The organism is Fontibacillus phaseoli (assembly GCF_003337355.1).
Taxonomy (GTDB): Bacteria; Bacillota; Bacilli; order Paenibacillales; family Paenibacillaceae; genus Fontibacillus; species Fontibacillus phaseoli.
This window is the reverse complement of sequence record NZ_QPJW01000003.1, coordinates 158,389-183,111: the sequence shown is the minus strand read 5'-3', so window position 1 is coordinate 183,111 and position 24,723 is coordinate 158,389. Positions and strand designations below refer to the sequence as shown.

Genomic DNA, 24,723 nt, shown 5'->3' with positions numbered 1-24,723 from the left:
CTTAATATAAGGCGTGTTGAAAATGAGGCACAAAAAAATGCTGCCGGCGTTCATCCTTGTGATGGCCCCGGCAGCCGCTCTTTTATTGATACTACTTTCTATCCGGTATGGCGCAAAAAATATGACGCTGGACATCGTCTGGAATGCGGTCTTCGCCTTTGACGAGAATAGCGTCGATCATCAGATCGTCATGACTTCAAGGCTTCCGAGAGCCGTGGGATCGCTGTTAATCGGCGCGTTTCTTGCCGTGTCGGGCGCACTGATGCAAGGGATAACGAGAAACTACCTGGCGTCCCCCTCGATCATGGGCGTTTCGGACGGATCGGTGTTTGCCGTTACGCTGTTTATGGTCTTGATGCCGAATGCACATTCGGAATTCTATATTCTGAGTTCACTGCTGGGATCCGCGATAGGAGCAGCCCTCGTGTTCGGGCTGGCCTGGTTGATTCCCCAAGGCATGTCTCCCGTAAGACTGGCGATTCTAGGCACGGTAATCGGGAGTTTTCTGAGCGGGACGGCGAATGCCATTCAGACCTATTTTCAGGTGTCGCAAAAATTGAGCTTTTGGTACAATTCCCGGCTGCATCAGCTCGACCCGGAACTGATCAAGCTCTGCATTCCGTTTGCCGTCGCTGGTCTTGCTTTAAGCCTGACTTTGACAAAATCGGTCTCAGCGCTGTCGCTTGGGGAAGAGACGGCGGCGGGACTCGGGATCCGGATCTGGCTGGTGAAAGGCTTGGCCATGTTGGCTGTCGTTATTTTGACCGGGGTGTCCGTGGCACTGGCCGGAAAAATCGCATTCGTCGGCCTGATTATCCCTCATATCGCCAGGTTCATCTCCGGCTCCGACTACCGGTGGATCATTCCCGTCTCCGGTGTACTGGGCGGTTTGTTCCTGACGGCTTGCGATCTTATCGCAAGGTTTATCAATTTCCCGTTCGAAACTCCGGTTGGTGTAGTCACGGCCCTCTTCGGCGTTCCTTTCTTCCTTTATCTGATCAAGACAAAAGGAGGGGAGCAGCGTGCGTAAATCCTCTGGCTGCAGGACAGCAGCCGTGCTGGCGTGCGGCGTCCTGATCGTATTTGTTGCCGTGTATTTCAGTTTGACCAACGGAACCTTTGATATCTCCGTGATAAATATTGTAAAAACAATTTTACGCATCGATCCTCAGCCTGATTACGATCTCGTTGTGTTTGATTTTCGCCTCCCCAGAATCGTTCTCGGAGCGGGAATCGGATTTGCCCTTGGCATAGCGGGTTGCGTCCTGCAGGGAATAACGCGTAACGGTCTTGCCGATCCGGGCATCCTCGGAATCAATGCGGGAGCCGGCATGACGGTCGTGCTGTTTATGTTCCTGTTTCAAGGGACCGTGCAATTGACCGGCTGGCTGGGAGTCATGACGATGCCGCTGTTTGGCCTGGCTGGCGGTGTCGCGGCAACGGTGATCATTTTCTTGTTTGCAAAGCAAGGCGGCAAGCTGGATCCCCAGCGGTTAATTCTGGTCGGTATCGCCATGAGCTCCGGATTCGGAGCGGTAACCCTGTATGTTTCGCTTAAAATGAATCCGCAGGATTTTGAAATGGCAGCGGTCTGGCTTTCCGGCAGCCTTCACGGCGCAAACTGGAAATTCGTCGCTGCCCTGCTGCCCTGGTTGCTAGTGGTCCCGCTGTTAATCTGGTGGCGTTCCCATGTACTGGACCTGTTTCAAATGAACGAGGATAGCGTAAAAGGACTGGGCGTGGCCGTGGAACGCGAGAAAAAGCTATTATTGCTGCTGGGCATCGGACTCGTTAGCGCGAGCGTGTCCGTTTCGGGAGCGATTGGGTTCGTCGGGTTGATCGCCCCTCATCTGGCTCGGCAGCTTGTCGGCCTGCAGCATAAGCATGTCCTTCCGGTCAGCGGCGTGATCGGAATGGCTATCGTGGTGATCAGCGATTTTATCGGCAAAACCTTGTTTGCTCCGGCCGAATTGGCGGTAGGCATCGTGGTATCCATCTTGGGGGTGCCCTATTTTGTCTATTTGCTGATCCGAAGTAGAAAATAAAAACACAACAGGTTTTAACGGGAGGTCAAGATGAAGCTTTTCCAAGAGCTGCTGATCGGCACAAGAGAAATGTTGCTGTATTTGCCGCCCTCATATGAGCAAGGAAATCGTCAGTATCCCGTCGCGTATGTTCAAGACGGAGGGTTCCAGTTTACGGGATGTATCAGGTATCTGGAGCATCTGTTTGCGACACGGCAATTAAGTGAGCTGATTCTGGTGGGAATTCAGACCGAGCACCGGAATGACGAGTATACCCCATGGTCTGCGAATTCCGTGGCAAAGGAAGGGAAAGGATTCGGGGGCAATGGGAGGCAATATGTAGATGAAATTGCCGATGTGCTTAAGCCTTACATCGACAAGCATTACCGAACGCGAAAAGAAGCGGAATATACCGCGATGATCGGCGGATCGCTCGGGGGACTGATCTCCTGGTTCGCCGGCCATTGGAGACCGGAAGTTTTCGGCCGGATCGGAATGTTGTCGGCTTCCTTGTGGTATGAAGGCGTAATGGAATATATGAAGCATTCGGAGGGCTTGAAGAAAGAACTTCGGGTATATCTGTCCGTTGGCGGCTGCGAGGGTAAATACAAGAGCAACGCGCAAAGCGGCATGGTCCGGTATAATGAGGAACTGTATGCGCATATGAAGGAGCAGGGATTTCCGGCTGATCGGCTGACTTTCGTCCTGGAGCCGGATGCAACCCATGATGATTTGTTTATGATTAAAAGGTTTCCCGAAGCGCTGCAGCGGTTGCTTGATCCCGCTCCTGAAAACCCGGTGCCCGTAAAGTCTGACGCGGGTGGTTTTCAGGTGCCGGGAACCGAATCCTGGCGCATGATTGCGCGAAACACGGGCCGCGAATACCGGATTCACGTGTCCGTGCCCCAGGGTCCACCGCCCGTGGAAGGTTATCCCGTGCTTTATTCGCTGGATGCCAATGCTTCCTTCGGGATCCTGGCGGAGTCCATGAGCATGCAATCACGGGGGCCGCATGGAATTCCCGCCGCCGTCATCGTCGGAATCGGCTATGATTCCCCCGATCTCTTCGTTACCGGGGAGCGGTTCCGTGATTATACGGTGTTTGCCGAAGCAAGCGAACTGCCGGAGCGCCCGGGAGGCTCGGCTTGGCCGGACACGGGCGGCGCTGATGATTTTCTTGACTTTATCGAGTTTCAGCTCAAACCGGCCGTAGAGCAACGAGTTGCGATTAACCGCTCTAAACAGGCGATGTTTGGCCACTCGCTTGGCGGCTTTTTGTCCTTATATGCCATGCTTTCCCGCAAAGGCACCTTTCAACGGTTTATAGCTGCAAGCCCGTCTATCTGGTGGAAAAATAAGATGCTTTTTCAAATGTGGGATGAAGTGATGGAAGAGTTCAAGAATAACGGGAAAATCGCGGAGCTTCTTGTCATTGTGGGGACGGAGGAGAAGGAGTCCATGCTCACGGATGCCAGTGAGTTTATCGGCAAACTCCGGCAGACCGATACGTCTCTTCATACCGAGTTTAGGGAGATCGAAGGGGAAGGACATGTTTCGGTGATCCCCTCCTTGATAAGTCCTCTACTTCGCTTCGTGACAAAATGAAGGAATAAAATAACCGCTAAGACTAAAGGTCTTGGCGGTTATTTATACTTATTCCGGGATCAGGCGATTCAGCGCGTAAGCAACTCCGTGTTCATTGTTATCACGGGTCACGGCAGTGCTAAGCTGTTTGATCTCATCCACAGCGTTCCCCATCGCAATTCGGGTTCCGGCGATCCGGAACATGGAAATATCGTTGTAGCTGTCCCCGATCACCACGGTATCTTCCATGGCAATGCCGTAGTAATCCGCCAAAAATTGCAGGGCATGTCCCTTATCCGTTTCGGTTGAAATGATTTCCAGCGTATGGTCGGCCGAGGAGGTAGTATGCACGGAAGGCAGGCTGTCGAAATGCCGGCGGATCTGATCTAGCTTTTCCTCGTTATAAGTAAAAACAAGCAGCTTATAAACGGAAGCTCCGCGATCGATGACTTCCATAGGACGATCGATGGGCACGATGCCGAATTGCACGAATTGGATAAGTGCGCTTTTCCATAACTGGCCGTAGTCGATCTCCGGGTTGGCGCTCTTCAGCACATCCATTTCCGCACGTAATTTGTCCTCTCCCTTGGATGGAGAGTAGATGGCATCCGGGCTAAAAATTTCAAAATAGACGTCCTGATCCCCTAAAAATGCGATTGCCTCACGGGCAATTTCATTTTTAATCGGCGTTTCATTCAGGAGTTGCTCATCCTCGCCGTAAACAGCCGCTCCGTTAAAAGAAATGATGGGCAGTTTTAGTCCTTCTCCGATCAGATGCCGCACATCATAGCTTGCCCTGCCTGTGCATATCGCGATTTTGTGATTCTGTTGCTGTAGCATCTCTCTGATGGCGGCTATACCTTCCGCGCTTGGTTTGCTTTCCGCGGTTAACAGTGTCCCGTCCAAATCTATGGCAATTAATTTCATGATGGTTTCCTCCCTGTCGGACGATATGGTCTTGTTGCACTGGAAAGAGTATAAAACATGAAATGCATTTCAGGTCAACCCTTATTGTATGTGTTACAATGAACGGTATGCAGCCAGCTTGCTGCCGCGTTTTTATAGAGTTGGCTCCGGGTGTGATTATGTAGGCCGTTGTTTATCACATCCTGTAACTAAAGGAGAGAATGAGATGAGTCGCTGTGAGAGAATAATGATGGCGCGGCTATGATGCATTGGGGCGGATTCAGCATTGTGCTTGGCGGCATAGTCGGTGCTACCACGGGGATGATGTGTCCAGAATGAAAAGAAAACGTGATTCGGGACGGCAAGCGCCGACCGGCAACTTGGTTTAGTCCCCGGAAGGCTTGTCCAGTCGATCCAGGATGGAGGAGTACTTCGGGTACAACAAACGGATGCAATCGGGACAAATATCGTGGGTAAACTCGGCATGGGTGTGTTTTATTAAATATTCTTCGATGGGGCTCCACTGCTCTTCCTCTTCCTTGATTTTCTTGCATACCGCACAGATCGGAAGCAGGCCGTGCAACGTTCGGACTTGAGCCAGGGCTGTCTGCAACTGTACTTCGAGTTCCTTATAGACCGTGATGTCTGAGGAAACAAGCAGCATGCCGCCGACCGGCAATATCTCTTCGGAGGTTATTGGAACGGCCTCAATTAAGTACCAGCGCGTAGCATGGCCAGGGGAGTGAATCTCAGCGGAGTAATAGGTACTGCTGCCGTCCAAAATGCATTTCAAATCCAACCATAGTTTGCGGATGAACGGTTTATGATCATAGATGGAATCCTTGAAATGACGTATCAGATTGATTCCGGGACGGTCCCAGAGCGGTGATAGCCCGTGCATGGTGGCCACCCTGGCCCAGGCCATATTGACGAATTGGATCGTTCCTTCGGGATCGACAACGGCCAACCCTTTTGGAAGCAAGTGTGCGGCTTTTTTCCATTTGGCAAATGTATCGGTCACGGTTTACGCTCCTATAGTCCATAATAAAGTAAACGAAAACAATCATAGGCTGCTCGTCCTATTAATGGATGGAAATTATATGTTATAATTGGCCGACAATAGAAGCGCAAAGGAGTATTTAGTTCATTATATACGCAAATGCGTAATTAAACAACAAAAAATACTTAAATGCGTAATTTGACGTATTTTGAAGGAAGGTCGAAAGCGATTGTCTATCTACGACAGGATTGAAATTTTGATTAAGACAAAAGGAATGACGAAAAAGGAATTTTGTCTGAAACTTGGCATCAGCACGGGGAACCTGGGGGATTGGAAGCGGGGAAAGTCAACGCCGAGCACGAATAAGCTGATTGAGATTTCCGCTTTTTTTGATGTCAGCCTCGATTGGCTGTTGACCGGACGGGAAAGAAATCCGCTTCAAGTCAATGAGAGTCCCGGTTGCTATGGTGCTAACCTCGCCATTGATTGGGGAAAAGTGACGGATCAATTGACGCCGCGTGAGGTGGTTTTTATTCAAGAATATCTGGAATTTGCAAGATACCGAAAGCGAAAAGAAAATGAAGGGAATTAATTCTACTTTACATTTAGCAAGCACCGCTATATAATTGAAAATGTTCGTTTCTAAAACTGCCGAGCGGTCGTGGTGGAATGGCAGACACGCTATCTTGAGGGGGTAGTGGGCTTATGCCCGTGGAGGTTCGAGTCCTCTCGACCGCATCACAAGAACAAGAAAAAGAAAAAGTCCCTGGACAATGGTCCGGGGGCTTTTTTTGTGTTTTAAGCGGGAGCGGCTTATTATCCCGAGATATTCGGAATTTTTTACTTGTCTGGAACATTTCTCTGACATTCCGTTAATAATAGCCCATTAAACTCTACTTAGTTATAAAAAATGGGAGGGAATTGAATGAACAAGTTCTGGAGAGGGCTTGCGGCCAGCGGATTGGCGCTATCCGTCATAGCAGCGGGACCGGCAGCTATCGCCAAAGAAAACGGTACGGCTGCGGGAAATGGAACATCGAAAAATTTGATCGTGCTGATCGGAGACGGCATGGGGCCGGCCCAAGTTTCGGCGGCACGTTATTATCAGCAGTATGAAAAAGGGATTCAAAAACTGAATCTCGACCCTTACTATGTCGGCCAGGCTACTACATACGCCGACCGCGGCGAAGACGGCGGCACGATCGTTTCGGGGATCGTAACGGATTCGGCTTCGGCCGGGACCGCTTTTGCGACCGGTCACAAAACCTATAATGCGGGTATCAGCGTATCCAATGAAGATGTATCGAAACCGTTCGCTTCCGTTATTGAAGCGGCTGAAATCGACGGAAAATCCACAGGTCTTGTAACAACGGCGCGCATCACCCACGCTACGCCTGCCGTATATGCCTCGCATGTCCGGAGTCGTGACAACGAAAACGCAATTGCTTCCCAATATTTGGACAGCGGCGTGGATGTCCTTTTTGGCGGCGGGAAATCATTTTTTGTGACCAAAGAGGAGAAGGGCAAACGGACTGACAAAAATCTGCTCCCCGATTTTGAAGCCAAGGGATATAAAGTCGTCGAGAACGCGCAAAGCCTGAAGGCGTTGACGTCGAAAGACGCCAAAGTGCTGGGGCTGTTCGGCAACTCCCATGTGAATTATGTGCCGGATAGAACTGCGGAAACACCTAATCTTGCAGAGATGACTTCTAAGGCGCTGGAGATTTTGTCCGCGGACCAGGACGGGTTCGCGATCATGATTGAAGGCGGCCGGATCGACCATGCCGGACATGCCAACGATCTTCCGACAATGGTACAGGAAGCGCTCGACTTCGACGCCGCATTCAAGGTGGCGATCGATTTTGCCAAAAAGAACGGCAATACTTCCGTTGTAGTAACGGCGGACCATGAGACGGGCGGGTTGTCGCTGTCCCGAGATAACATTTATGAAGTTAATATCGATCTGTGGGATAAACAGAAGCATTCCTCGGAGTATCTGATCAATTCACTGAACGAAGCCAAAACGATGGCCGATATCAAAAAAATTGTGTCGGACAATACGTGGATTACCGATTTGACCGATGAAGAAGCCCAACTCATTTTGGATGGGGACGGATCTTCCTATAAGCGGGAGGGCGGATATAACGCGGTTATTTCCAAGCGGCTTCTGATCGGCTGGTCCGGGCACGGACACTCGGCGGTGGATGTCGGGGTATGGGCTTACGGACCGATTGCCGAGAAGCTCAAAGGGCAAGTCGATAACACGCAGGTTGCGATAGCCGGAGCGGAAGTACTGGGTCTCGACTTGACGAAGGCAACGGACGGCCTCCAGTCGAAGCATTTGTATCCGAAGTTCAAAATTAATCGTGACAAGGAAGTGTTGTACCCCGCCAAAGCATTAACGGAGGCGCTCGGCGGGACTTATCAGGTCAACGGGAATGCTGCCGTATTGACCGGGAAGGGCGCAACCTTAACGGTTGACCTGAGCGCAGGAACGGCTAAAGCGGACGGAAAAGCAGTCTCATTTACCGTAAATGTCGATAACGAGACTTTGTATCTGCCGCTATCGGCATTCAACCAGCTTAGCGGGAAAAGTCTGAAATGGGACACCTTGTCAGAACGAATTCAATTGAAATAAGGAGCAGGGCGAAGCGAAACAGGAGAAGCCACTTCTCCTGTTTCCTTTTATTCTTTGCTGGAGGGAGAACCGATGCTGCAGATCCGGGGATTAAAGAAGAAGTTTCATGTGGCGGGCAAGGACATACCTATTCTGGACATTCCGGAATGGAACGTTAAGGCAGGAGAGAAAATCGCGATTACAGGACCGAGCGGTTCCGGCAAAAGTACGCTGCTGCACTTGATCAGCGGGATCATGCGGCTGGATGAAGGGGAAATCTCCATCGGTGATAGTCGGCTTTCAGCTATGAACGAGTCAGGGCGCGACCGGTTTCGAGCCGATCAAATCGGCTATATTTTGCAAGATTTCCACCTGATTCCTTCCTTGACGGCGAAGCAGAATGTGGAGATCGCTATGAACCGCAAATACAGCTCAGCCGAACGGCGCGACAGAGTAGACGACTGGTTTGAACGGGTTGGCCTACAGGAACGGAAGGATCACAAGCCCGGGGAGCTGTCCAGGGGACAGCAGCAGCGCGTGGCGATCATCAGGGCGTTAATCTCGGAGCCCAAACTGATTCTTGCAGATGAACCGACGGGGAGTCTGGACTGGGAAACCGCGGACGAGATCGCAGAGCTGTTGCTTGAGTTATGCCGAAGCGACCTTCATACCTTGCTGGTCGTGACCCACGATTTAAGAATGGCCGAGCGTTTTCCGGAGTGCCTGCATATCCGGCAGATCAATGATGTGCATCGCCGAACGCGGGAACCGGGAGGGCTTGCGATATGAATTTGCTGCATTATTTGCTGAGAAATGTGCTGCACCGCAAGTTTTTGTCGCTGTTGACGATATTGTCCGTGACGGCAACCGTCGCTTTTATTCTCTTGCTATCGATGTCCAAGGCGGGAGTCGAACAAGGGGCGGAGAAAGGCTACGGGCCTTTCGATCTGGTTGTTGGCGCGGCGGGGAGCGAAACTCAGCTGGTTTTGAACACTTTTTATCATGTGGGAGCCCCGACGGGAAATATTCCAGGGGAAACGCTGGATGAGGTCCGGGGTAATCCAGCGGTTGATCAGGCCTACGCATTGACAACGGGCGACCATTACAATGAATATCCTATCGTGGGCATTGACCCGGGTTATTTTTTGACTCGATATGGGGATCAACGCCTGAGCGAGGGGAATTTGTATGCGAAGACAGGGGAAGTCGTGATCGGTGCGTATGCGGCCAAAATGCTGAACATTCGGGTCGGGGATACTTTTTCCGGGGCCCACGGGCTGGTGGAAGAAGTTCATCTAGAAGAAGAGGGCCGGGAGCACGATGAACACGACGAACACGACGAACACGAAAGTTTTACCTATACCGTTAAGGGAATATTGCCAAAGCTGAATACCCCGGACGATCGCGCTATTTTTACGACAGTGGATTATGCCTGGGCCGTTCATGGAGAATCTGCGGAGGAGAGAGATATTACGTCTATCCTCGTGAAACCGGCTACTTTGCAGGCCGGACAGGAACTGCGAACCTCCCTTGAAGAAGAGGGCCGGGTGCAGGTGGTTTATACGAGCAAAGCGGTGGCTGATGTCGTTAATCTCGTGGACAAGGGCTCGGAATTGCTCGAGATCGTTACATTACTGTGCGTATTATTAGCGGCGGTTTCGATTCTACTGTCTTTGGTTGCCGCAGCGGGAGAGCGGAGTAAAGATGCCGGACTGCTGCGTCTGTTGGGAAAATCGCGGGCCTACATTGTCGCGGCTATGCTGGGAGAAGGGGTGATTCTGACGGGAACGGGACTGATTCTGGGCATCGTGGCGGGCCATCTCGGCGGGTATTTCTTGCAGGATGCCTTATTTCATTACGCCGGAATTCAAATCCAACCGTTGCGGATTTCCGGAGATCATGCCGTGATTGCCGCAGGCACCCTCGCGACCGGGCTTGCTGCTTCTTTGCTTCCGGCTCTAAGAATGTATCGGCTGGATCCGCTGGCCTTATTTAAAGCTTAGGGAGGTGGTTGCATGAAGAAAAAGGGGACGATATTGTCGTATGGAATCTTGATCCTTCTCGCTATTCTCTTGCAAGGATGCGGTCAGGATAAGCAGGTCAGCGGGGGTGCGGGCTCTTTTGCCGAAGCTGCGGGAAGTCTCACGCAGTCAACCGCTTCGGCCGGAATGGTGGAATCGGTAGAAGGAACTGAAGTAACGGGGGCAGACGATCAGATAAAGGCTTCAAACGGAACTATCGAATCAAACGAATCAAACGGAAATTCAACATCGATTGGATCGGGTGAAACTGAAACATCCCAGGAGTCGGCAAAGGGTGAGAAAGCGGTGAAACCTGAGAAGGGCCAAGAAATTAAGGAGTCCGGTGAGTCTGCTTCGTCGATGCCACAAACCAAGCAATTCACAGAAATGAAGACCGCTCCGGGAACGAAATCAGGCAGCGAGGCAAAACCAAAAACAGCGGAGTCTCAAAAACCCGACAAAACGTCCAGCTCCGCTAATGTCGAGAAAGGAAAGTCAGAGCTTAAGACGAAAGAAGCTTCTGGAAATGCTGCGGGAGCAAGCTCGGGCAAAACGGAGGCGAAAGTTGCGGCGTCAGCGTCAGGGGACGCGAAAACAGAGGCGAAGGAAAAGACGATTCAGTCGATCGGATGGTCGCAGTTTTTTGACGGGGAGGATCAGACCACTCCGTCCGAATCGTTTTGGGATCTTAGCGGTTCAACCGTGACCATTAAGGGATTCATGGGTGAAGTTTTATCCTTTGAAAATAACTGGTTCCTACTTATTCCCGAACCCGGAGCGGAGTGCCCGTTCGATAATGGGGACGAAACCTATTGGAACAAGATTATGATTGTGTTTGTCCCGGAGGACGTCAAGTTGAGATACAAGTCGGAGCCGCTCGAGATCACCGGCCGTCTCGATGTCGGCATCAAGATTGACGAATCCGGCTACAAGACGATGTTCCGGCTATATGATGCGTCATTTAAAGAAATTAAGGAATAGCATAGGAAACGGAAACCCCCGCCGGGCGTTGCTCAGGTAGCCTGCGGGGGTTATTTTTATGAGATGATCGTTTGAACCAACAAATAAACATTCAGCACAACGATGATGCCCGCTATCAGCCAGGCGAGGATATTCAGCCATAGTTTGTTGGCAAACTCGCCCATTTTGGTCTTGCTGGAAGTAAACTTGACCAGCGGGATCACTGCGAACGGGAGTTGCAGGGACAGGATAACCTGACTGAAGATGAGCAGATCCTGAGTACCTCTTTCGCCGTATATGGCGGTGACGATCACCGCAGGAATAATGGCGATCAAACGCGTGATCAGGCGCCGAAGCCACGGTCTCAGGCGAATGTTCACGAAGCCTTCCATGACGATCTGACCGGCTAGCGTTCCCGTTAAAGTCGAGTTTTGCCCGGATGCCAGCAGAGCAATCGCAAACATCACACTCGCCAGCGTGGTCCCGACAATCGGGGTGAGCAGATGATATGCTTCGCTGATGTCGGCGACTTGGGTCATTCCAGCCGAATGGAACGTTGCGGCAGAAACGATCAAGATGGCTGAATTGATGAACAGGGCGAAGGTAAGCGCAATGGTCGAATCCCAGGTTGCGAATTTGATCGCCTGCCGTTTCCCAGCGGAAGACCGATTATACTGCCTTGTCTGCACGATGGAAGAGTGCAGGTAAAGATTGTGCGGCATGACGGTTGCGCCTAGAATGCCGATAGCGATGTAAAGCATTTCCGGCCGGCGGAGGATGTCCGCGTTGGGTACATACCCCAAAGCTACTTGCCCCATATCCGGTTTGGAGAGAAACAGATCGATGCCGAAGCAGATCCCGATGGTGGCAATAAGCACGACGACGAAAATTTCAAGCGTTCGGAAACCTTTATTCTGTAGCAGTAAAATCAGCAGCACGTCCACGGCGGTAATCATAACCCCGTAAATGATGGGCAGGCCAAACAGCAGGTTGAGGGCGATAGCCGCCCCAATCACTTCGGCAAGATCCGTAGCGGCGATCGCCAGTTCGCAAAGCAGCCACAGCGCGATTACGACGGGCTTGGAATAATGATCCCGGCAGGCCTGCGCAAGGTCCCGGCCAGTCACGATACCCAGCTTGCCGGAAAGGGACTGAAGCAGGACTGCCATCAGATTGGATAACAAGATAACGGATAACAGCGTGTAGCCGAAGCGGGAACCGCCTTCGATGTCGGTCGCCCAGTTGCCGGGGTCCATATAACCGACTGCAACCATATAACCCGGGCCGGCAAATGCGAGAAATTTTCTGAACCAAGAACCGGTAGTCGGAATGCGCATGGAGCGATGGGCTTCAGGCAATGACGGCTGCGTGCCGTTCATTTTCCAGCCTGGGATACCGGTTCCTGCCTTATCTTGAATTTCATTCATGGTATCTCACCTTATTCTATTGAGTAAAATGCAGGTCAAAATCAATTGAAAACGAAGGACCGATGCGTTACTTTCTTTTATATTGTACACCTACAAGAATTTTTGTCTAGGGAAACTTTTTTCTGCCTATAGCGGTTTCAAAATTAGTATTTTGCTTTAAATGGACTGTGACTTCAACTTTATTTTTCCCAAGGAGGCATTAACCATGGAGAAACTATATACGGCCACGGCCACGGTGAAAGGCGGACGGACCGGTACGGTAGCTACCTCGGACGGTGTTTTGAATCTTGAACTTAGTATGCCCGAATCATTAGGGGGAGAAGGTGGGAGCGGCACCAATCCGGAGCAGTTGTTTGCCGCCGGATATGGGGCCTGCTTTGCGAGCGCACTGGCGAATGTAGCGGAGAAAGCAGGGGTCCAGGCGGACCAGTCGGAAGTGACCCATCACGTAAGCATCGGGAAGGACGATTCTGACGGGGGGTTCCGATTGAGCGTGGAGATCGACGTCAAGTTGCCTGGCGTGGAACGCTCCAAGGCCCAGGAACTGCTGCATCAAGCCCACGAATTTTGCCCGTATTCCAAGGCGACGCGAGGGAACATTGTAGTGAAATTGAATCTTGTGGAGTAGGCTTCGGCCTTTTTCAATAAAAAAGACTTCCTTCGGATATAATGTAAGGGAAGTCTTTTTCATGTTATCCTCATGCAACGGAAGCTGTTGTCATCCCCTTCCAAGTTGACACGCCGCCCAAAATTATTTAATATGTCTAAGTACTAAAACAGGATTATAATTTGATAATACGGGTGATAACCATGTCTTACAGACCGAATGTTGAGAACGTGACCAAGGCAGGAAGCAACGACAAAGAGGGATTGTACGAATTTATCGTTAAGTTGGCCGATGGAACGGAGTGCCGTGTATTTTACCATCGTTTTCCGGAATGGCGGCTAACGAATATCAGCCGTTTGCAGAAAACACCTTGTCCGGTCTGCCGCAAAGATTTCATATGCAAATGCATGGATAGTTTTGCCGGAGATATCGGGCGTCAAATTGAAGACGGACAATGGATTGACAAGGCTTTGGCATAATAACGGCCAGAGGTTTGGATAGTAGGCGCGGGGTTGCAGACCCCGTGCTTTTTTCTATAGATGCAAGGCGGGAGGAAAGGGAATGGGTTCCGAAAAAAGCGAGGCACAGGCAGTGGTGTTATTTGACGGAGTCTGCCATCTTTGCCAGGGAGCGGTGAAGTTCATGATAGCGCAGGACCCGCGGGGAGTGTTTCATTTTGCCTCACTGCAATCGTCTGCAGCGAGACGCTTGCTTGGCGGAAAGATTCCGGAGGCCGGGCAGCTAAGTACGATTGTACTCGTGGAGGACGGTTCATATTATACCCGCTCGACGGCAGCGCTTCGCATCGCCAGGAAATTACGCTTTCCGTGGCCGATACTGTATATTCTTATTTGGATTCCTCCGATCATTCGCAATGCGGTATATGATTGGATAGCTGCCCGCCGTTACCGCTGGTTCGGCAGGGATGAGGCATGCATGGTACCTACCCCGGAAATTAGGAAGAGGTTTTTGGAAGATTAATAAAACAGGACAGAGGAAGAAATAGGTCTTGTCTGATTAGACTATCTATGTTATCCTAACTGTAAATTTCAGGAATACGGGAACGGAAGCACCGTCCATTTGACCGAGATATCGGTTATTGGGCGGTGCTTTTTTGTGTTCCCTGAGAGGTGGTGGACCGTGTTACCCGTCAGGCTTGTATTGGCTGTTCAGGATGAGCAGTATATCGAACCTTTTTTGCATTACGTGCGCTGCAGCGAATTCGACCGGAGACTGATTATTACGGCTTTCAGCCGCAAGGATGCGTTTTTGAAATTTCTGGCGTGCGCGGAGATGGTAGATTCCGTGCTGGGCGAACTTTCTTTTCTTGAGTCCGTTGACGCAGAAATCCAAGGAAGAGTTTCTTTGATCTGTTTAAGCGAAGGAGGCCGTCAATCCGGGCCCTGGAGGCAGTTATCGAAATATCAACCGCTGCATCTTTTGCTATCTGACCTGCTTGAAATACTCCGGGGGACCACCAGGGAGGGAATAACTCCGCTTGAGGGTAGGGCCATGCTTATTGGAGTGACATCTACGGTGGGAGGCTGCGGAAAAACTACGCTTGCCCTGAATGTGGCCAGGCAATTGGCTGCTGAGGGAGGCAAGGTCTTCTATTTGAATCTGGAAACGGTACAAAGCGGAATTTGGCTTGAGGGTCAGGAAGCAAGGAAGGAAGGGCAACGCACGGGATTGGCGAGGTTGCTGTATGATCTGAAATCGGCGGAAGACCGAAAGGAGCCTCTTAAATTTCCGGTTTCCGCCTATGCATACAGACATCCGGTACTGCAGGGAGATACATTCGGACCTGTGGATAATCTAAATGAATTGCTGGAGATGGAGCGGAAAGATACTGCGGAGCTAATCGATTACATTGCGTGCAGCGGGCTTTATGACACGGTAATCATCGATACGGATTCATTTCCAAACAACCGGACGGAAACGGTCCTGGAAAGATCGGACAAACTGGTTTGGCTGGTAACGGACGACTGGGACGTCATGCGAAAGACCGGAGTTTGGCTAGGTCACCTGGAGCGTTCCAATCCTTCCATGTATAACACGGTAATCGGTAAAACGCTTTTTGCGGCTAACCGGGTTTCGGGCGAAGTTACGGTTTCACTACCCAAAAGGGATATGACCATTGAGGCTACATTATCTTTTATCCCCGCCTGGAGCCAGGGGAGCCCGCAGAGCAGCGGTCTTATGCACTCCCCGGTTTACCAGCGTGATGTAATGAAGCTGTGTCGTGAATTAAAACCCCGCATGAATGGAGCGGACGAGCAGGGGAGTACAGCAAGATGAAGGACGATTCATTTGCTTTGTTGCGGGGAGAAATTCGCTCCGGTCTTGATGTGACTTCATCCATGCAGGACGATCAATTGATGGATTATATCGAGCGCCGGGTGCTTGAAGAACAGTGCCTTGCTCACCTTACGTCTACTGAGAAGCGCAGGTGGGTCCGGCGCTTGTATGACTCTTTTCGCGGCCTGGATGTTTTGCAGCCTCTCGTTGACGATGTGACCGTAACCGAGATCATGATCAACGGTCCCGATGAAATTTTTGTCGAGCGGGATGGAGCGGTGCGTCGTTTGCCGGTCTCTTTCGAGTCCAAGGAGCGGCTTGAAGACATTATTCAAAGTATTGTATCCGGGGTTAACCGGGTCGTGAACGAATCCTCTCCCATCGTGGATGCCCGGCTCAAGAACGGATCGAGGGTTAACATTGTACTTCCGCCGATCGCGCTGAAAGGGCCGACCATGACGATCCGGAAATTTCCGGAACGGCCCATGACGATGGACGACATGGTCGAGAAAGGCTCGCTGAGCAAGGCGGCGGCCAGCTGGCTGCAGATGCTGGTAAGGAGCAAGTACAACATTTTTATTAGCGGGGGGACCGGATCCGGTAAAACGACTTTTCTTAACGCACTATCTCAATATATCCCGACCGACGAGCGGGTGATCACCATTGAAGATTCGGCGGAGCTTCAGATCGTGACCGTCCCTAATCTGGTCTCTCTGGAAACCCGCAATGCCAATACGGAGGGCAGAGGAGAAATCACGGTCAGGGATCTGATCCGCTCCTCGCTCCGGATGCGGCCCAACCGGATAATCGTCGGCGAGGTTCGGGGCGGCGAAGCCCTGGATATGCTTCAGGCGATGAATACCGGACATGACGGCTCGCTTTCCACCGGCCACGCGAACAGTACGGGCGATATGATTAGCCGGCTGGAGACGATGGTGCTGAGCGGGGCCGACCTTCCGATCGGGGTGGTCAGGCAGCAAGTAGCTTCTGCTATCGATATATTCATTCATCTTTCGAGACTCCGCGACCGTTCGCGAAGAGTGACCGAAATTTCTGAGGTCTTTGGAATGAAGGAGGGGGAGGTGGTGTTGAACCGGCTGTATCAATTTCAGGAGAAAGAGGAGGTATCGGGCAAAATTATCGGCCAATTGGAGAGCACCGGAAACCAATTGCTGCACACGGAGAAGCTGCGAATGGCGGGTATTTCTACGGAAGCCGGGGATCAGGAAGGTGATCGTCCTTGAATATTGGAAAGGCAGGCTCCGAGAATCTGTTGGAGGATTCGGCAATAGAAGGACAGGCAGGATTGAGAGATTATCGGGCGTACGTCCTTTCCGGCGGCCAAAAACTGGCTTGCCTGCTGGTTGGCGGCATAGGGTTGTACGTCGTAGGCTATATCTTTTTTCATTCGTTATTGCTCTCCCTGGTCTTGATGTGCGGTGCATGCGCGGTTCCGAGATACTGGAGCCGGTACTTGCTGCGTCGAAGAAGAGAGGCTCTCGGCCTGCACTTCAAACAGGCGCTATATTCACTCTCTTCTTCTCTGGCGGCAGGCCGTTCGGTGGAAAACGGTTTTCGCGAAGCGATAGCCGATTTAAGGCTGCTGTATCCTGACGGGAACAATGATTTGATGGTTGAACTTGGCATTATTTGCACGCGGATGGAATACGGGCAGCCGATTGAAGAAGCGCTCCAGGATTTCAGTCGCCGGGCTGCCATGGAGGATATCAGCAATTTTGCCGATGTGTTCACGACCTGTAAACGTTCCGGCGGAGATTTGGTGGAGATTGTCAGGCGGACTTCCGCGATCATTAGCGAGAAGTTGGAGATCAGCCAGGAGATCGGGGTTATGATTGCCCAAAAACGCTTCGAGGCGAAAGGGATGCTCGCTGCTCCTGTGCTTTTTCTGGTGTTTATGGATCTTTCTTCCCCGGATTATATGGAACCGCTGCACAGCGGAGTCGGTCTGATCATTTCAGCTTTTGCGCTCTTGTTGTTCGCAGGTTGCTCCTGGCTGATTTTGAAAATCGTAGACATTGTCATCTGATGTTTTCATGTTTAATGATTCTCATTTATTAGGAGGAGATTTGGTTGTTGCCGATCTGGAGCAGTTTGCTGTTTCTCCTGCTATCCGGTTGGGGGTGGCTGTTTTATAGAGCTTCAGGCAAATACGGCGGTTGTTCGGAAATGGCGATGGCTGGCATCCGGTTGCAGCGGTTGGCTCCCCCCATGCTGTATCTGCTCGAAAAACTGAAAATATCGCAGAGGCTCCCGTTCTTTTTCTTTAGAATTCAACGCTCGGTGCAAAAAATCTGCGGAGATCGCCGTGGAGGAGAGTATACCTTGCTGTTCCTGGCGGAGATGCTTTCCTACAGCTGGCTCCTGCTGGTTCTGGGTAGTTTGTTATCTTTGCTCACGAACGGAGATTTCGGCGGGATCGTTATGGGGGCGGTGTTAGCGGTACTGCTGCCGGCAGCTTTGATCAGTGATCTGCACCGCAAGGTCGTGCGGCGCGAGCGCGAGGTGCTGCTGGAACTGCCGGAGTTCCTGAACCGAATCATCCTTCTTGTCGGGGCCGGGTCGACGGTGCAGCAGGCGATCAAACATAGTCTGGAACGCGCTAAAGAGAAGGCGGAACATCCATTGTACCGTGAGCTTTTACAGATGCAGAGGGAATGGGAGAGCGGCTACTCTTTCCAGCAGGCGATGGAAGGGTTTAGCAAGCGTTGCGGCATACAGGAAGTGTCTGCTTTTACGACCGCCGTGCTGTTGAATTTTCGCCGCGGGGGGAATGATTTTGTATTGGCGCTCCGCGATCTATCGCGTTCCTTGTGGGAACGGCGGAAAGCCGTAAGCAAAACGTTGGGAGAACAGGCTTCTTCCAAGCTCGTGTTTCCTATGGTGCTGCTTTTTTTGGTGGTAGTCATTTTAGTCGGGGCACCGGCATTCATGATCATGGATTTGTAGCTTTAATTGTCAGCGGTAAACAATTTGGGAGGGATGAAAGCAATGGTGGCATTAATTCATGGAAAAGTGGAAAGATTTTGGCGGAATGAAGATGGACTGGGGATGCTGGAAATGATCTTGATAGTCGCAGTAATCGTAATTATCGCCGTCATCTTCAGGACGCAACTGAAGGAAATCGTCACAAGCCTGCTCGGAAAGGCCAAATCCAAGACGGAAAACTTCATGGACGGACAATGATACGCCTGTTAAGGAACCGTGAAGGAAGCTTCACGCTGGAAGCTTCGTTGGTTTTCCCCGTTATTTTTACAACGATTCTTATCCTGTTGTTTTTTTGCCTGTTTATTTATCAAAGGATGCTGCTTGGTCAAGCTGCCGCCGTGGCGGCCGAGCGAAGCGCTTACGTGTGGGATAACAGTAAGCGGGAATCCCGGACCGGAGCTTTTGCCGAAAGTCAATATGATTCGCTGTATTGGCGGTTTACCGATGACGGCATGCTGAAATCCATCTTCGGTATTTCCAGGCAGGTGCCTTCCGACGATCTTCCGCTCCCCATTGAAGGGATACCGGAGGATCCATTGCCTCTTTACAAGCTGTATCGTACAGGCAAAGCTCTTCCCTCCGGGATGACCGGGACGATGAAATATGAAAATAAGCTGTTGCTGCGCAAAGTTGAGGTATCTTTGAGCCGTCTGATACCTCTTGTACCGCTGGAGCGGGTGATCGGCGATTTGACGCAAGAGGTGCAAGCGGAATCCTATGTGGTGGAGCCTGTGGAATGGATACGGACTGTAGAGCTGGCCAGGTATTATGGGGCTAAATTCAAAAGCGACGGAGGAGAAACTATGGATAAGCAGGAAGCCGGAAAAGCGCTGGAACTGTTCGGGAAGTAACCGGTACATGATATATCCGGAAAGGAAGGGTGGAGCAGGATGTTTCATCGAAGTCGTTCAGAACGAGGAGCCGTTTCGGTTTTTCTGATCATGATTTTTGCGGCAGTGTTCGCCTTTGTTACCATATTCATAGATTTTGCCCGCATGGCCGCTTTGCAGGCGAAAACAGAAATGCTGGCACATGCCGCATCACGATCGGTTATGTCCGCATACGATCCGGAACTTGTAGAGCAATACGGCTTGTTCGCTTTTGGGGAGACGGATGCGGACTATATTATGTCCAAGGTGCTTCAAGCTCAGCTTGAGCTAATGAATCGTAGCGACGATTTGCCGGTTGCCGAAGCACGTCTTGACTCATCTACTGTAGAGCTTCAGCGTCCGCTCGGCACTTACTCGGTTTTTGAACAGCAAATCCGGGAGCAGATGAAGTACAAGGCCCCCATTGATTTTACGATTGAGGTGGTCAACCGGTTTAAACCGATGTCACAGGTCATGAAGGAGGCGTCCAACACGGTGGACCTGTTGGGCAAGCTGCAAAAGCTTTACGACCGGCGGGAGGCGAAGCTGGATGAACTGCTTCAGAAACAGAACCAGGTTGCGCACGCGGCCGGGAAAATCATGCCGCTTATTCCACGCTCTGGAGGTTCCGGTCTTTCTGACGGCGATTCGTTTGGAGACGGGATCTCCACAGCCGCGGATGTCGCGGCACAGTACGCTGATTATGCCTGGAAAGTGGAGGAGGACCGGGCCCGTGAACCCCTTGAGCGAATGTATTCGCTGGAAATCAGCCGTTATCAGTATGCGGCTTCCCGCTTGTTCGGCAAACTTGGAGATGCTAATCGGAATGCGCAGGAACAACACGATTCATTGCTTCCGCAGGCTAAGGAGTTTTTGAACGAAGCCAGAGAACTCAATGAGCAAATGAGACTTACTATGAAGGAAGCGGAGCAGCGTTCGGCTCAGAATGGCTATAACGAAGTATCTGCCATGGAGAGCACCAGCAGGAACGGGACGGTGACGGGCGGAGATGAAATTGCCAAGATTCGTCAGCAGAGCGCCAATCTGCTTTTACCGGAATCGTTGTTTACGGATTTCGAAAAGGATATAGACGCGCAGGCTTCACTTTTTTCTGCTTTTCACGTTTCCGTGAATTCTTTCCTTTCCCTGGAGGGGCCGGTCATTTCGGCCTCAACCTCGACCGGGGAGCTGGAGTCGGCCGTGGGCGGCATGAATCGGGAGGCGGATAAGTACATGCGCGCTTATGGTGATTCCGGGGCCGGGAACATTTTGGAGCAAAACAAAAAAATGCTGGAAGCGCACCGGGGTTCCGACGAGGAGCGAAAGCAGACCGAGCGTGAAGCCCAAGGCAAGCTGAAGGAGGCTAATAACCTGATCAAGGGGATTTCGGAATTAAAAGACAAATTGAAAGAACAGCAGAAGCAGTTTGATCAGTTGGAATCATTTTACAAGGCTAACCGGGAAATGAATCAGCGCGGTTTGGACGGGGATGAAGACAAGCGCGCGGTCAACGAGGATCCCTACGATACCGGGAGTGAAGCCATGGCCGGAATGGATTCCCTTTACGGAGGCCTTTCCGGCTTCATGAAAGGCATGTCGGACAGCGGTTTTCAAACCGAATATATCGTTAATTATTTTCAGTTTCTCGATCTCAGCACCCTGGATGAACTTTTGGAAGGAAGCGGGCAGGAAAAGTTGGATGTCTTGGCTGATTCCTTTGCGGCCGAGAAACAGCAAGTGGAGTATATTCTTTATGGATTTCATAATCCGGCCGGGAATATTGCAGCGGCGTACGGAGAGATTTTTACGATGCGTCTGGCGATCCGGACGATGGAGGGGCTCATCAAGAACGGAGCCAAGGGAAATCCGCTCCTGGTTCTGGCGGCTGCCTTATTGTACGGGGTCGAGCATGCCGTAAAGGACATGATCGAATTGACGAAAAAAGGCTCGCTAGTACTCAGCGATTATTTAAAGGTGAAGCTTACATACCGGGATCATTTGCGAATCTTCCTGTTGCTCCATGGACGAAATGAGCGAAGACTTTCACGAATGCTGGCCGTGATCCGGATGAATACGGGAATTCGGACGGAGGAGCGGTCGACGTATCTGAAGGGTACGGTTACCGCGGGGATTCCGCTTTGGTTCATCCCCGGGGTTGCCAAAGCGATGGGGGCGGCTGGGGTTCTAGAAGGCAAAGTGGAAGGAAGCAAGTATTATGCGGCTAAACAAGCGGACTTCTCCTATTGAAGGGCCAAAAGGTAATACGTTAAAAGGCAATGGTCCATCAGAAGGAAGCATCGTGCTGGAGGCTTCCCTGGTTATGCCGGTGTTTGTAATGGTTATTTTCTTCTTCATATACATGGTCCAACTGACCTTGTTTTCCACTCAAATGGATTCTGTCGCATCGAATGTGGTCAGGCAAGTATCGGCTCATATGTATCCAGTCGCCTTGGGGGTCTCGAACCGGACAGAAGGAGGGGCAACAGGTGGTGACGGGCATTCGCCGGAAGGTAGCGTCGCTTCGCCCTCGACCTGGAACATGCCGGAGCTCTCATTGTCGGAGTGGAGTGATCAGTATGCTTCAGAACTTCCATCCCCGTTATCCCACTGGATTTCTTCAGCGGCTCGGAAAGGCGAAGAACCTCTGCAAGATATCAAGAACAGCATTTCGGAAAGCATGTTGGACCCGGTGGTGAAGCCCATGATCCGACCGTTTCTGAATGGCACCTGGCTGAATGAGGATCGCATTCATGTAAGCAGGGTCACCGTTCCTGACTTGAAAAGCGGAAAAAGTCCTTATTTCGGTCTCGAACTCAGCTATGAGTTACCGATTAAAATTCCTTTTACGGGGCGGTCTATTGTACTTCAGACGAGGGCTGAAGAAAGATTGTGGATAGGCGATACGGAAGAGCTTGTGGATGAGGATGAAAGTGGAGACGATGAGGGAACGAAGGGGCAGCCCGCCATCATCCTTACAAAGCCTGAACCTGCCTACGCCGGTCGCCGCGCCAGGATCACGGCCAAGATTGCACCGGGAACGACCGCGAAATTGACGGTACATTACAAAAGCGGGGTCAGTCAGGCAAAATACCTGGGTGAAGCCTCGGCTAACGAAGACGGCACCGTAACGTGGGAATGGCTGGTAGGAGGGAATACGACGCCCGGAACTTGGACTTTTGTCATCGAAACGGAAGAGGGGCTGAAAACGACGGCGCAATTCAACGTTGAAAGTCCTGGGGCTTCCACCAAATAGGCCGGCTCCATATTGCCGGATACTCTATTGAAACGGAGAGTGTTTTTGTAGTGATGACGGGGAGTTTGCTGGGATGCTTCATCATGTTAGGTGCTGCATTTATAACGGATATCAAATCAATGAAAATACCGAATACGATTACGGTTAGCGGCATGGTCACGGGCATAGCCTGGCATTTTATATCCGGTGGATGGGCCGGTGGGCTGTTTGCGATAAAAGGCGCGGTTGCCGGTTTCGGACTGATGCTGATACTCTACTGGCTTGGCGCGGTAGGCGGGGGAGACGTGAAGTTATTCGGCGGAATCGGAGCATGGTTAGGGACCTTGCTGGCTTTATACGTCATGATGTATTCCATTTTAGCTGCCGGGCTGATAGGTATCGTTGTATTGATAGTACGCCGCGAAGTATTTTCGCGGATGAGGAGAGTGCTTGGCCATGTGCTGGGTGCAATTATTCTGCGAAGCTGGGAACCTGTTGTGACTGGTACAAAAAAACAGTTGCAAATTCCGTTTATGCTCGCGGTTCTGCCGGGTGCGATCCTGGCGGTATACTATTTTGCCTAGCGATTAAGGAGTGGGCTACTATGCTGGAACTAGTCACCGATTTTGTCAGGAACGGCGGAACATATATGGTTTTGACCGCCAAAGAGGGTTTGGATTCCAGTCACATTAACCAGGTTCAGCGGACTATGTTGAGTTCGGTAACCGTACCGAATTTATTGCAGCTTGACGTCAGGGAAGTAGATTTCGCGGTAAGTCTGCAGTACGAAATAACGGGCAAGCGAATGCTGTCTCAATGCCTCAAGCAGGAAAAAATCGGCATGGCGGAGTTGTACAGCCTTCTGCTGCAAGTAGTGACCGCATTGGATGACAGCAAGCGGTATTTGCTCTCACCGGATAAATATATAATGAATGTGGACCATATTTTCGTGGAAGATGTTCTGGCTTTCGGCATCCTGCATTTTGTTTATGTTCCGGTTTTGGATCCTCTTGCGGAGGAGCCGCTGACGAAAATGCTGCTTTCTTTGATCACCGGGATGATGACCAGTGTCACAGTCATTGAAGGAGGAGGTATCCAGCGGTTGCTCCGTTTTTGTTCGGATGAGATGTTTTCCCTGGCTGAAATGAAAAGGATGCTGCTGGACTTGCTGGTAGATGATCAGCCTGCCAGTTCGGCTACGTCAGGTACCGGGGCTCAGGTTACGAAGATGCCCAAATTCCAATCCCCTTCGCATTCTCCTGTCATAGTTAAAGAATATTTGCCGATGCAAATGGCGGAGCCGGGTATTGCCGATACCCCGCGTTCCTTTGCTTTTGGCTATGATCAGCCTGTAAAAGCCCCGGAGACTGCAGGGGGCGGAAATGAAGAAGAAACAATACAACGATCTTCCAAAAGAACTTATATTTTGCTTGGGGTACTGCTTGTCATCGCCGTGATATGGAAGTTTGCCTATCTGGATCATCCTGCAATGATTACTCTTATCATTAGTTTTGCTATGACCGTGATCCTGGCTATAATTGCCCTATTACTTTTAAGGGGGAAGCTGCATTTTCCTGGAGATTCCAAACAGGCCGAAATACCGTCTTATTTCGAAGCGTTTGGGGGAAAGAGGGGGGAGTCTCATACCAATGATTGGGGATGGCAAGAAGAGTCGATGAAGAGTATTCCCGAAGACTTCGCGGATAACAGGGAGCGTCGTTCTTCTGCTCTCCCCAAGCTGGAATCACGGTCCTTGAAAGCGGAGCAAGCGGTAAACACCGCGCTTGCCCCACAAACGCAAACGGTGCTTCTGGGCAGGCATGCGGCCCCGGGAACCGGTCACTCCATGCTTGCTGCCGCGACGTTTGTACTCGAGCGGATTACTTCCGACCGGACTCCGCCCGAGTTCATACCGCTTAAGGCGGGCAGTTTTGTGATTGGACGTTCCGGGGAAATGGCGCAATATGTGGATGGTACGGCCGGGGTGTCCAGAGCCCATGTGGAAGTGATGGTCCGTTCCGGAGAGTGCAGCTTGAAGGACCTTGGTTCCAGGAACGGGACGAGACTGTGCGGGGAAATGATGTCACCTTACAAAGAATATGCTTTGAATCCCGATGATGACTTTATGATTGCCGAAGGAACCTATATATTGCGGAAGAGCAGTTAACTATG

At 51.2% G+C, this 24,723-nt stretch carries 24 protein-coding genes and 1 tRNA gene; 22 read left to right on the top strand and 3 right to left on the bottom strand.

Annotated features, from left to right (window positions below; all coding sequences use genetic code 11):
* The first annotated feature begins 22 nt into the window (after window positions 1-22).
* From DFP94_RS10985 to DFP94_RS10975, 3 genes are read left to right on the top strand one after another with little or no spacing between them, the layout of a single operon-like run.
* Entirely contained in the window at window positions 23-1,030 is a 1,008-nt protein-coding gene (locus DFP94_RS10985; protein WP_114496526.1) for a FecCD family ABC transporter permease, read from the top strand.
* On the top strand, window positions 1,023-2,045 hold the full coding sequence (locus tag DFP94_RS10980; RefSeq protein ID WP_114496525.1) for a FecCD family ABC transporter permease: 1,023 nt from the start codon (window positions 1,023-1,025) through the stop codon (window positions 2,043-2,045). The genes DFP94_RS10985 and DFP94_RS10980 overlap by 8 nt, the downstream gene beginning before the upstream one ends.
* Before the next feature lie 30 nt (window positions 2,046-2,075).
* Window positions 2,076-3,629 (top strand): alpha/beta hydrolase, encoded by a 1,554-nt coding sequence (locus tag DFP94_RS10975; protein WP_114496524.1) that lies wholly within the window; start codon window positions 2,076-2,078, stop codon window positions 3,627-3,629.
* A 48-nt stretch (window positions 3,630-3,677) separates the two neighbouring features.
* On the opposite strand, the gene DFP94_RS10970 is transcribed toward DFP94_RS10975, so the two are convergent.
* Window positions 3,678-4,535 (bottom strand): Cof-type HAD-IIB family hydrolase, encoded by an 858-nt coding sequence (locus DFP94_RS10970; protein ID WP_114496523.1) that lies wholly within the window; start codon window positions 4,533-4,535, stop codon window positions 3,678-3,680.
* A gap of 364 nt (window positions 4,536-4,899) precedes the next feature.
* Window positions 4,900-5,535: a nitrogen regulation protein NR(II) gene (locus tag DFP94_RS10965; protein ID WP_114496522.1), complete on the bottom strand. Its 636-nt coding sequence runs from the start codon at window positions 5,533-5,535 to the stop codon at window positions 4,900-4,902.
* A 253-nt stretch (window positions 5,536-5,788) separates the two neighbouring features.
* Between DFP94_RS10965 and DFP94_RS10960 the strand changes: the two genes are divergently transcribed.
* From DFP94_RS10960 to DFP94_RS26010, 6 genes are all read left to right on the top strand, one after another.
* On the top strand, window positions 5,789-6,106 hold the full coding sequence (locus DFP94_RS10960; protein WP_245954768.1) for a helix-turn-helix domain-containing protein: 318 nt from the start codon (window positions 5,789-5,791) through the stop codon (window positions 6,104-6,106).
* A 63-nt stretch (window positions 6,107-6,169) separates the two neighbouring features.
* Window positions 6,170-6,252 (top strand) — tRNA-Leu (locus DFP94_RS10955).
* A gap of 187 nt (window positions 6,253-6,439) precedes the next feature.
* Complete coding sequence (locus DFP94_RS10950; RefSeq protein ID WP_114496520.1) at window positions 6,440-8,152, top strand: alkaline phosphatase; 1,713 nt, start codon at window positions 6,440-6,442, stop codon at window positions 8,150-8,152.
* A gap of 72 nt (window positions 8,153-8,224) precedes the next feature.
* Complete coding sequence (locus DFP94_RS10945) at window positions 8,225-8,920, top strand: ABC transporter ATP-binding protein (protein WP_114496519.1); 696 nt, start codon at window positions 8,225-8,227, stop codon at window positions 8,918-8,920.
* Complete coding sequence (locus DFP94_RS10940; protein ID WP_114496518.1) at window positions 8,917-10,134, top strand: ABC transporter permease; 1,218 nt, start codon at window positions 8,917-8,919, stop codon at window positions 10,132-10,134. Before DFP94_RS10945 ends, DFP94_RS10940 begins: the two co-directional genes overlap by 4 nt.
* A 12-nt stretch (window positions 10,135-10,146) precedes the next feature.
* Complete coding sequence (locus tag DFP94_RS26010) at window positions 10,147-11,133, top strand: hypothetical protein (protein WP_245954716.1); 987 nt, start codon at window positions 10,147-10,149, stop codon at window positions 11,131-11,133.
* Window positions 11,134-11,189: 56 nt separating this feature from the next.
* Here DFP94_RS26010 and DFP94_RS10930 read toward each other — a convergent pair whose 3' ends face one another.
* Window positions 11,190-12,539 carry an Nramp family divalent metal transporter gene (locus DFP94_RS10930; RefSeq protein WP_114496517.1) on the bottom strand — a complete coding sequence of 450 codons (1,350 nt, stop codon included), beginning with the start codon at window positions 12,537-12,539 and terminating at the stop codon, window positions 11,190-11,192.
* Between the two features lie 205 nt (window positions 12,540-12,744).
* Here DFP94_RS10930 and DFP94_RS10925 point away from each other — a divergent pair, with 205 nt between their 5' ends.
* The 13 genes from DFP94_RS10925 (at window position 12,745) to DFP94_RS10865 (ending at window position 24,718) form a co-directional block, all read left to right on the top strand.
* Window positions 12,745-13,167, top strand: a complete 423-nt coding sequence (locus DFP94_RS10925; RefSeq protein ID WP_114496516.1) for an organic hydroperoxide resistance protein — start codon at window positions 12,745-12,747, stop codon at window positions 13,165-13,167.
* Window positions 13,168-13,349: 182 nt separating this feature from the next.
* Complete coding sequence (locus DFP94_RS10920; RefSeq protein WP_114496515.1) at window positions 13,350-13,625, top strand: hypothetical protein; 276 nt, start codon at window positions 13,350-13,352, stop codon at window positions 13,623-13,625.
* A gap of 82 nt (window positions 13,626-13,707) precedes the next feature.
* Window positions 13,708-14,127, top strand: a complete 420-nt coding sequence (locus DFP94_RS10915) for a thiol-disulfide oxidoreductase DCC family protein (RefSeq protein ID WP_114496514.1) — start codon at window positions 13,708-13,710, stop codon at window positions 14,125-14,127.
* A gap of 159 nt (window positions 14,128-14,286) precedes the next feature.
* Entirely contained in the window at window positions 14,287-15,444 is a 1,158-nt protein-coding gene (locus tag DFP94_RS10910) for a P-loop NTPase family protein (RefSeq protein ID WP_114496513.1), read from the top strand.
* The gene (locus DFP94_RS10905) at window positions 15,441-16,688 is read left to right on the top strand and encodes a TadA family conjugal transfer-associated ATPase (protein WP_114496512.1); all 1,248 of its coding nucleotides are present in this window, start codon (window positions 15,441-15,443) and stop codon (window positions 16,686-16,688) included. Before DFP94_RS10910 ends, DFP94_RS10905 begins: the two co-directional genes overlap by 4 nt.
* Before the next feature lie 2 nt (window positions 16,689-16,690).
* The gene (locus tag DFP94_RS10900; RefSeq protein ID WP_245954767.1) at window positions 16,691-17,491 is read left to right on the top strand and encodes a type II secretion system F family protein; all 801 of its coding nucleotides are present in this window, start codon (window positions 16,691-16,693) and stop codon (window positions 17,489-17,491) included.
* A 44-nt stretch (window positions 17,492-17,535) separates the two neighbouring features.
* Window positions 17,536-18,411: a type II secretion system F family protein gene (locus DFP94_RS10895; protein WP_245954713.1), complete on the top strand. Its 876-nt coding sequence runs from the start codon at window positions 17,536-17,538 to the stop codon at window positions 18,409-18,411.
* A gap of 42 nt (window positions 18,412-18,453) precedes the next feature.
* Window positions 18,454-18,648, top strand: a complete 195-nt coding sequence (locus DFP94_RS10890; RefSeq protein ID WP_114496510.1) for a Flp1 family type IVb pilin — start codon at window positions 18,454-18,456, stop codon at window positions 18,646-18,648.
* Window positions 18,645-19,301 (top strand): TadE/TadG family type IV pilus assembly protein, encoded by a 657-nt coding sequence (locus DFP94_RS10885; protein ID WP_245954711.1) that lies wholly within the window; start codon window positions 18,645-18,647, stop codon window positions 19,299-19,301. The genes DFP94_RS10890 and DFP94_RS10885 overlap by 4 nt, the downstream gene beginning before the upstream one ends.
* Window positions 19,302-19,340: 39 nt before the next feature.
* Window positions 19,341-21,566, top strand: a complete 2,226-nt coding sequence (locus DFP94_RS10880; RefSeq protein ID WP_114496509.1) for a TadE/TadG family type IV pilus assembly protein — start codon at window positions 19,341-19,343, stop codon at window positions 21,564-21,566.
* On the top strand, window positions 21,535-22,572 hold the full coding sequence (locus DFP94_RS10875; RefSeq protein WP_245954709.1) for a TadE/TadG family type IV pilus assembly protein: 1,038 nt from the start codon (window positions 21,535-21,537) through the stop codon (window positions 22,570-22,572). Before DFP94_RS10880 ends, DFP94_RS10875 begins: the two co-directional genes overlap by 32 nt.
* Window positions 22,573-22,655: 83 nt before the next feature.
* On the top strand, window positions 22,656-23,135 hold the full coding sequence (locus DFP94_RS10870; RefSeq protein WP_245954707.1) for an A24 family peptidase: 480 nt from the start codon (window positions 22,656-22,658) through the stop codon (window positions 23,133-23,135).
* Between the two features lie 20 nt (window positions 23,136-23,155).
* Window positions 23,156-24,718 carry a DUF6382 and FHA domain-containing protein gene (locus tag DFP94_RS10865; protein WP_114496508.1) on the top strand — a complete coding sequence of 521 codons (1,563 nt, stop codon included), beginning with the start codon at window positions 23,156-23,158 and terminating at the stop codon, window positions 24,716-24,718.
* Window positions 24,719-24,723: the final 5 nt, after the last annotated feature.